General features: G+C 70.2%; 10 protein-coding genes. 5 read left to right on the forward strand and 5 right to left on the reverse strand.

What is annotated here, in order from left to right; translation table 11 throughout:
• The coding region (locus tag Q0116_RS05140; protein ID WP_297886119.1) for a diphthamide synthesis protein at positions 1–221 on the forward strand (221 nt) is incomplete at its 5' end.
• Between the two features lie 56 nt (positions 222–277).
• Here Q0116_RS05140 and Q0116_RS05145 read toward each other — a convergent pair.
• Together Q0116_RS05145 and Q0116_RS05150 are read right to left on the reverse strand one after the other, a co-directional pair.
• Entirely contained in the window at positions 278–493 is a 216-nt protein-coding gene (locus Q0116_RS05145) for a hypothetical protein (RefSeq protein ID WP_297886121.1), read from the reverse strand.
• Entirely contained in the window at positions 490–690 is a 201-nt protein-coding gene (locus tag Q0116_RS05150; RefSeq protein ID WP_006113259.1) for a hypothetical protein, read from the reverse strand. The genes Q0116_RS05145 and Q0116_RS05150 overlap by 4 nt, the downstream gene beginning before the upstream one ends.
• A 233-nt stretch (positions 691–923) precedes the next feature.
• On the opposite strand from Q0116_RS05150, the gene Q0116_RS05155 reads away from it, so the two are divergent.
• The gene (locus Q0116_RS05155) at positions 924–2009 is read left to right on the forward strand and encodes a HAMP domain-containing sensor histidine kinase (protein ID WP_297886123.1); all 1086 of its coding nucleotides are present in this window, start codon (positions 924–926) and stop codon (positions 2007–2009) included.
• Here Q0116_RS05155 and Q0116_RS05160 read toward each other — a convergent pair.
• Entirely contained in the window at positions 2006–2455 is a 450-nt protein-coding gene (locus Q0116_RS05160) for a TIGR00725 family protein (RefSeq protein WP_297886125.1), read from the reverse strand. The two genes, Q0116_RS05155 and Q0116_RS05160, sit on opposite strands and share 4 nt — an antisense overlap.
• A 136-nt stretch (positions 2456–2591) precedes the next feature.
• Between Q0116_RS05160 and Q0116_RS05165 the strand changes: the two genes are divergently transcribed.
• From Q0116_RS05165 to Q0116_RS05175, 3 genes are all read left to right on the forward strand, one after another.
• The gene (locus Q0116_RS05165) at positions 2592–3248 is read left to right on the forward strand and encodes an HAD family hydrolase (RefSeq protein ID WP_297886127.1); all 657 of its coding nucleotides are present in this window, start codon (positions 2592–2594) and stop codon (positions 3246–3248) included.
• A gap of 112 nt (positions 3249–3360) precedes the next feature.
• Positions 3361–5733, forward strand: a complete 2373-nt coding sequence (locus Q0116_RS05170) for an ATP-dependent DNA helicase (protein WP_297886130.1) — start codon at positions 3361–3363, stop codon at positions 5731–5733.
• An 86-nt stretch (positions 5734–5819) separates the two neighbouring features.
• Entirely contained in the window at positions 5820–5972 is a 153-nt protein-coding gene (locus tag Q0116_RS05175; RefSeq protein WP_297886132.1) for a hypothetical protein, read from the forward strand.
• Between the two features lie 18 nt (positions 5973–5990).
• On the opposite strand, the gene Q0116_RS05180 is transcribed toward Q0116_RS05175, so the two are convergent.
• Positions 5991–7166, reverse strand: coding sequence for a Xaa-Pro peptidase family protein (locus Q0116_RS05180; RefSeq protein ID WP_297886134.1), 1176 nt, complete (start codon positions 7164–7166; stop codon positions 5991–5993).
• A gap of 75 nt (positions 7167–7241) precedes the next feature.
• Complete coding sequence (locus Q0116_RS05185; protein WP_297886136.1) at positions 7242–7853, reverse strand: translation initiation factor IF-2 subunit beta; 612 nt, start codon at positions 7851–7853, stop codon at positions 7242–7244.
• Positions 7854–8133: the final 280 nt, after the last annotated feature.

The raw sequence follows: 8133 nt of genomic DNA on the forward strand, positions 1-8133 counted from the left end.
ACAACGACAACGCCTACCTGATCACCATGGACGAGGTGACGCCGGACCGCCTGCGTAACTTCGACATGGACGCGTTCGTCAACACCGGCTGTCCCCGGATCACGACCGACGACGGCCCCCGGTTCCATAAGCCGATGCTGACTCCCGGCGAGTACGAGGCCGCGATCGGCGAGAAGCCGCTCGACTCCATCGAGTTCGACACGTTCCACGACACCTGGTAGAACGGGACGCGGAGAGCTCCCCTTCGTCGACTACTGTTTCTAGAGCAGGACCATCGTCACGCCTCGCCCGGCGGATGCCAGAACAGGCCGTCGACGACGAGGACGCCGGCCGCGAGCGACGCGCCGGCGACGGGGAGCGCGTATCCGCCCGTCAGAAGCGATCCGACCGCGTACACGACACAGAACAGGAGCGGGATGGCGAGTAAGACGAGGTCGGCACGGTCGACTCCCTCGACGACTGCCGCCTCCCGTCCGCGGTGGCTCCCACTCATTCCATGTACCCGAGGTCCCGGAGCTTCTGTGCGATCTGTTTCGCCTCGGCCTCGGAGACCCCGTCGTCGGACTCCATCTCTTGGACGACGACGTGTTTGACGAACTCCTTGACCGACCCGAACGGCTCGTCTTCGATGTACGCCTCCACGTCCGCGACGAACTCCTTACGCAGCGAGATCGTGGTGTACTCGCTCATTGCGAGATCCGTCTCGCTCCGCGCTAATAAGTCTTAATTACATCTAATTATGGATTCTCGCGGCCCAAGACGAGCGATGGGGCGGTAATCGTCGGGAGAGCGGAGTCGCGAGCGATCGGCCCGCCCGAGCCGTCCGCGCACGATTCGGGGCCCGAGAGCAGCGTCTCCTCCGAACGCACCCCAGCAACGTTTATGAACTGAGCGGCCGGAGATCGAGAAGAGGGTCCTCCGTGATGTCCACTCGCAAGAGTTCGATCGCCGTCGTCCTCGTCGCGGGAACGCTTAACCGAGCGGGGCAGCTGAAGGACTCGCTGGAGCGCGCCGACGACCGCCTCGCCGTCGAACCGGTCGCGGAGGCCGACGCCGCCTCGGAGGTTCTGCGCGACTCGCCCGTCGACTGTTTCGTCGCGGTCGGGGGCTCCGGAGACCCGACCGGACTCCCCGCCGTCTCGACGGCCCGGGAGCGGCACCCGACGCTCCCGATCGTGTTCTGTCCCGACGAGCCGCTCGACGCGCCCGCCGTGTCGGCGGCGTTCGACGCGGGCGCGACCGACGTCGCGCGGGCGTGTCCCGACTCGGACCGGACCCCCGTCCTCGTTCGCCGGATATCGAACGCCGTCGCGTCCGCGCGCGCTGTGGCGGAGGCGGAGCGACAGCGCGACCGGTTCGAGGAGTTCGTTCAGGGCGTCTCCCACGACCTGCGGAGCCCGCTCAACGTCGCACAGGGGCGACTCGCGATGGCGCAGGCCGACGGCGGCGTCGAACACGTCGACGACGCGGCGTCCGCGGTCGACCGGACGCTGGAGCTGCTCTCCGACCTGCTGACGCTCGCGGAACAGGGCGAGACGCCGGAGGAGGTCGCCCCGATCGAACTGGCGGCGCTCGCCGAGGAGTGCTGGACGAACGTCGCGACCGGCGACGCGACGCTCGTCGTCGACTCGGACGAGCGGATCCTCGCGGACGGCGGGCGGCTGAAGCGCCTGTTGGAGAACCTGTTCCGGAACGCGGTCGAGCACGGCGGGGACGACGTGACCGTCGTCGTCGGCGACATCTCACCGATGTACACGACGACGCGCGCCGGCGCGGTCCTGCCGTCCGGGTTCTTCGTGGCGGACGACGGGCCGGGGATCCCGCCCGAAGAGCGCGACCGCGTGTTCGAGGTGGGGTACACGACGGACCCGGACGGGACCGGCTTCGGGCTGAACATCGTGAGCGAGGTCGCCAGGGCGCACGGATGGGAGGTCGCCGTCTCCGAGGGGTCCCGCGGCGGCGCTCGGTTCGACGTGACCGGCGTCGAGACGGCCGGGGAGCGGGGTTAGTCGGGTCGGACGGCTCGCTCCACGTACTCGACCGCCGCCGCGGGCGAGTCGACGGCCGCCACGCCCTCGACGTCGTGCGTGTCGAGCCCGGCCACCGGACGGCCCTGCGCCAGCGCGAGCCCGATCTCGGACAGCGTGCCGCCCGCCCCGTCGACCGCCACCGCGGCGTCGCCGTTCATCACGACGAGGGCGTTCCGGGCGTGGCCGAGCCCCGTCGCGATCGGAACCGTGACGTGGGGGTTCGCGTCGCGTCGGTCGTCCGTCGGGAGGATCCCGATCGTCTCGCCGTCGCGCGATCGGGCGCCGCGACATACCGCCTCCATGACGCCGCCGAGACCCCCGCAGACCACGACGTGGCCCCGCTCGGCGAGCCGCTCGCCGAGAGCCTCCGCGACCGCCGCCGTCTCCCCGTCGATCGAACTCCCGCCGATGACGCTGACGCGCATGGCTCGTCACTGGACGCGAGCGCGGGTAAAACCGGTCGGTCGCGGCCGCGAACCGACCGAAGACGCCGTCTCGGCCGATTCTCGTCGTCGAGACGCCCACTGAAACGCTTATCCCTGCCGGCCGTGAATGAGGGCTATGACGTACGATACCGTCGTGTTCGACAACGACGGTGTCCTCGTGGGCCGCACGCGTTTCGACGTGCTCCGGGATGCGACCCGGGACGCGTTCGAGGAGTGCGGCGTCGAGGAGCCCGATCCGGACGACGTAGAGCAGATGACCATCGGTGCGACCCCCGGCAGCGTCGGCACCGTCTGCCAGACGTACGACCTCGATCCGGGGTCGTTCTGGCGGACGCGCGACGACGTGGTGTCGCGGGCCCAACAGCAGGAGGCCCGTCAGGGACGCAAGACCCCGTACGACGACCTCGACGAGCTCCGGGACCTCGACGTCCAGATGGGGATCGTCTCGTCGAACCAGCAGGCGACCGTCGATTTCCTCGTCGACCACTTCGACGGGTTCGATCGCATGGGCGCCGCGTACGGTCGCGAGCCGACGATCCACTCGCTTCAGCTCCGCAAGCCGAACCCCCACTACATCGAGCAGGCGCTCGGCGACCTCGACGCGAACAACGCCCTGTTCGTCGGCGACAACGAGTCGGACGTCCGCGCGGCCGAGAACGCCGGTATCGACTCCGCGTTCATTCGGCGTCCCCACCGCCGCGACTGGGACCTGAACGTCTGGCCGACCTGGGAGATCGACCGGCTCTCCGACCTCCACGACATCGTGGAGTGAGGCCGTCCCGTCCCCGTCCGCGAGGCCCTCGCCAGCGACGCGTCGACCCGATCGGCGGCCGCCCGCGGTCGGCGATGAAGCGTTTAAATTACATGGGGCGTAACTCGCTCTCGTGACCGACTCGCCCCCGTGGGCCGACCTCTTCGGCCATCCCGAACCCTACCCCGAGCAGGCCGACGGCATCGACGCCGCCGTCGACGCCGCCGCGGACGGCGGCTTCCTCGCGCTCGAGGGCGCCTGCGGGACGGGAAAGACGATGCTCGCGCTCACCGCCGGCCTCGACCGCGTCCGCGACCCGGAGTCGGACTTCGAGCGCGTCTTCGTCCTCACCAGCGTCAAACAGCAACTGCGCCAGTTCGAGACGGACCTCCGGACGGTGAACGAGAACCTCCCGAGCGACTACGACCCCGTCTCGGGTCTCACCCTCGTCGGGAAGGCCGACGTCTGTCCGTACGCCCGCGAGAACCGCGGCGGGATCGACCGCGAGAACGTCTACGAGCGCTGCGAGGGGCTCCGCGAGCGGACCCGGAACCTCGTCGGCGACGGCGGGGCGACGACGACGTCGAACCTCGTGAGCGAGGCGCGGAGCCAGCAGGTGGGACTCATGGACTCCGGCGCCGCCGCGGGGGACGCGCCCGGCGCGGAGAACGCGCCCGACGCCGACTACCTCTCGGTCGACGGCGAGCCGACGCCGTACCGCCCGGACACGGAGGAGTACGACGACGTCGAGTTCTGCCCGTTCTACGCCGGCTTCCTCGACGACCTGCCGGAGGACGGGGAGCCCGCCGAGGCGGTCCCGTTCGACGTGACGGAGCTCGGCCACGTCGACGCCGACGAGCTCGTCCGGCTCGCGGCCGGCCACGGCTCGTGTCCGCACTCGATCATGGGCGCGCTCGTGCCGGAGGTCGAGGTCGTCATCGGGAACTACTACCACGCGTTCGACCCCGTGACGACGGGGACGTTCACCGGCGCCCTCCTCGACGACTCGACGTTCGTCGTCTGCGACGAGGCGCACATGCTCGAGCCGCGCGTGCGGGACCTCGTCAGCGACGCGGTCGCGGACGCCAGCCTCCGCGACGCGGAGAACGAGCTCACCCGCGTCGTCCAGCCGCTCTCGTTCGAGTCCGCGGGCGCGGAGTCCGACGACGCCGCCCTGGTCCGCGGCGAGCTGGAGGACGCGGACGTGACCGTCGAGGAGATCGAGGCGGTCCGGGAGTTCTACGCCGACCTCCGCGGCGAGCTCGACCGCCGCGTGACCGCATACCTGGACCGCGAGCGCCCTGACTGGCGCGCGTCGATGCGCGAGCTCGACGACGACGAGATCCCCCTTCGGGACCCCGAGGAGCCGGGCGAGGACGCGATCACCGAGTGGGCCGACGCCGAGGGGTACGGCGAGCGCGTCTGGGCGCGCGCCGAGCAGGTCGGCGCGGTCGTCAAGCGCGTCCTCGACACGCTGGAGGAGGAGGACAAGCAGCGCGCGGCCCCGGGCGTCGGCCGCACGCTGAACGCCTGGTACCGCGAGGGGCACACCGACTTCTTCCGCGCGATCGAGCTCGAACGCACGTTCGACGAGGCGGAGCCGCCGGACTCGTGGCGGCGCGCGTACAACGGTGGCCTCGCGCTCCACAACTGCCTCCCGAGCGAACCGATCGGCGACCGGCTCGCCGAGTTCGGCGGCGGCGTCCTTATGAGCGCGACGCTGGAGCCGATGGACCTGTTCCGCGAGGTGACCGGGCTCGACCACCTGGCCGAGCGGGGCCGCCCGGTCGTCGAGCGGACGTACGGCCTCTCCTTCCCCGCGGAGAACCGCGCGAGCCTCGCGGTCGACGCGCCCAAGTTCACCCACCAGAACCGCGGCGCGCCGGGCGAGGAGAACCCGACGCGGCTCGCGCACCTCGACGCGACGACCGCGGTCGCGCGCCGCGACGGGAACGTCCTCGTCGGCACCCCGAGCTACGCGGAGGCGACGTGGATGGCCGAGTCGCTCTCGGAGCGACTCGACAAGCCGGTCCTCTTGGACGAGTCCTCCGGCGACCGCGAGACGGAGTCGCTGAAGGACGACTTCTTCGCCGGCGACGGGAAGGTGCTGGTGACGAGCCTCCGCGGCACCCTCACGGAGGGCGTCGACTACCGCGGCGACCGCCTCTCGGCGGCCGTCGTCTGCGGCGTCCCGATCATCAACACGGCGCGACCGCAGACGCGGGCGGTAATCACCGCCTACGACCGCCGGTTCGAGTCCGGCTTCGAGACGGCGCTCACCGTCCCGGCGGTCCGGAAGGCGCGGCAGGCCGTCGGCCGCGTCATCCGCGGGCCCGACGAGCGCGGCGTCCGCGTCCTCCTCGACGCCCGCTACGCCCGCGATTCGTGGAACGCGGTCCGAGAGTACCTGCCGGAACACGAGCGGGAGGAGTATCAACCGGTGAGCCCGGACATGCTGGAAGTCGCGCTCGACCGGTTCGAGTCGCGGCGGTCGACGTCGCGGTGACGCGACCGCGTCGCGCGCGTGGTAGCGTCATGCTGCTAGGGTGGTATGTTGCTCGTAACTATGACCCGGGGGGAAGTACGGTGAGTATGAACACCACCCACCGCACCGAGCGATACCACCTCGTCTGTCGCGAGTGCTCGCTCGAACGACTGTACGACGCCGCACCCGACGCGGACGCGCTCAGCCGCGACCACGTCGCCGCCACCGGCCACCGGGTCGTCGTCGACCGGATCGCGTAGCCGGGCGGACGGCCGGCCTCAGACGACGTTGGAGTCGATGTCGCGCGGGAAGTTAGTGAGCCGCTCTGTCCCCGACTCGGTGATCGCCACCGTGTCGGAGTGCCGGTAACCGTACTCGTCGGTGTACAGCCCGGGTTCGATCGTGTACACGTGTCCGGGCCGCATCACGGCGTCGTCGCCGTCGTAGCGCTCGTCCCAGCCGCGGTCGATGTACGGCGGCTCGTGCGCGCCGAGCCCGATGTTGTGGCCGACGTGGTGTTGCGCCAGGTCGGTCACGCCCTGTTCCTCGAGGTAGTCCCAGACGACCCGATCGACCTCGGCCACCGGGACGCCCGGGCCGAGTGCGTCGATGGCGAGCGTCTGCGCCTCCAGCATGAGCTCGAAGTAGTGTTCCTGCTCGTCGGAGTAGTCGCCGACGAACATCGTCCGTTCGAGCTCGGAGCGGTAGCCGTCGACGTTCGCGGTCGCGCCCGTGACGAGCACGTCGCCCTCGGAGAGCCGCTCGTTCGGAGTGTGGCCGTGCGGGAGCGCGGTCTCCTCGCCGGAGATGTAGCCGGCGTGGACCGGGCCGTCGCCCCGGACGCGGACGCTGTAGTTGTCCCCGAGCGCGTCGAGCATGGCGCGTGACGCCTCCGTGGACGCCCGCTGCGAGACCGTCGCCGGGTGGGCGCCCGGCTCGGAGAAGTCGGCGAGGTAGCGGTGGCCGAGGTTCGCCCACTTCGCCGACTCGCGGATCAGGTCGACCTCCGCGTCCGACTTCGCCCAGCGCATCCGGTCGACCCACGACTGGGTGTCGACGTCGAGGTACTCGGAGAACGCGGGCCCCTCGTACCCCATCACGCCCGGCGGGCCGTCCGCGTCGGCGGCGATCGCGCCGACGCCGAGGCCGTCTAACATCTCGACGGCGACCGAGACGGGCTCGCCGCCCGGGTAGTCGAAGTAGTCGTGGACGGCGTCGATCCGCGGGTTCGGGGAGACGCGCTCGACCTCGAGCCGCGGGACGGTGATCTCGACGCGGTCGTCGGTCACCGCCAGGACGACCGGCCGCTCCGTCTGGATGTGGTGGAAGCCGGTGAGGTACTCGATCGACGTCGCGCCGACCCACGTCGCGGCGTCGGCGTCGGTCTCGGCGAGCCGGTCTCTGACGGCGGCGAGTCGGTCCTCGAAGGCCGACTCGGGGAGTCGCGTGGCCATGGCTCAGAGATGTGCGAACGCGCGCATAAAAAGTCGGGTAGCGGAACGGCGAGCCCGGGCCTCCGCGGCGCCGGCTCAGCTCTCGCGGCGGGCGAACGCGAGGTTGCCGGAGACGTTCTTGATGTAGGCGGTCACGGTCTCGCCCTCCTGCGCGCCGGGGACGAAGATGGTGTACTCGCCGCGCTCGGCGACGCCGTCGCCCTTGCGACCGGTGCCGACAATCTCGAGCTCGTACGTGTTGCCCGACTCGACGGCGTCCTCCTGCCGCTGGGTGTTGGAGGTGTTCTGCTTCGCCACCGGCCGGAAGGCCCCGCAGGCCTCACAGCGGAGCATCGGCGTCCGGTTCTCGGTCTCCAGTCGGGTGTCGGGGAGGCCGCACTCCGAGCAGGTGACGAACGACTCGATGTACGAGTCGATCGCGGCCTGGAAGTCGCGCTCGCGGAAGTTCCCGCTGTAGCGCGCGCGGCCGTCCTCGTACTGGCCCGCGGTGCCGAGCTCCTGCTGGATCTTCGAGTGGACGTGTTCGGGGTCGCGACTCAGCGCGTCCGCGATCGCGGAGAGGTTCGTCAGACGGGTGAACGCCCCGTCCTTCTGCGCTTCGGGGTCGGGGACCGACAGCCGCTCGTCGGAACCGCCGAGGTCCGGTACCTCCTCCATCGCGCGGTCGAGGCTCGATTCGTAATCCATACGCGAGAAAACGACAGCGCGACGGAAATCGCTTCCGGGTTCGGCGGCCGCGGCTTCGGAGGACGGAGACGCTGCTGGGAAGGTAGCAGTCGGCCAGAAGTAGCGGGAGGTGAATTTGAACCACGGTCACGCCGCTTCGCTCCGTTCCCTGGTTCAAATCTACTCCGGGGCTATCCCGACGACGACGACGCCGATCACGCCTCGGAGTTCACGGCCGTCGAAAGAAAGTAGCGGGAGGTAGATTTGAACTACCGATCTCCGGGTTATGAGCCCGGCGGAA

The organism is uncultured Halorubrum sp. (assembly GCF_937146585.1).
In the GTDB taxonomy this organism is placed as follows: domain Archaea; phylum Halobacteriota; class Halobacteria; order Halobacteriales; family Haloferacaceae; genus Halorubrum; species Halorubrum miltondacostae.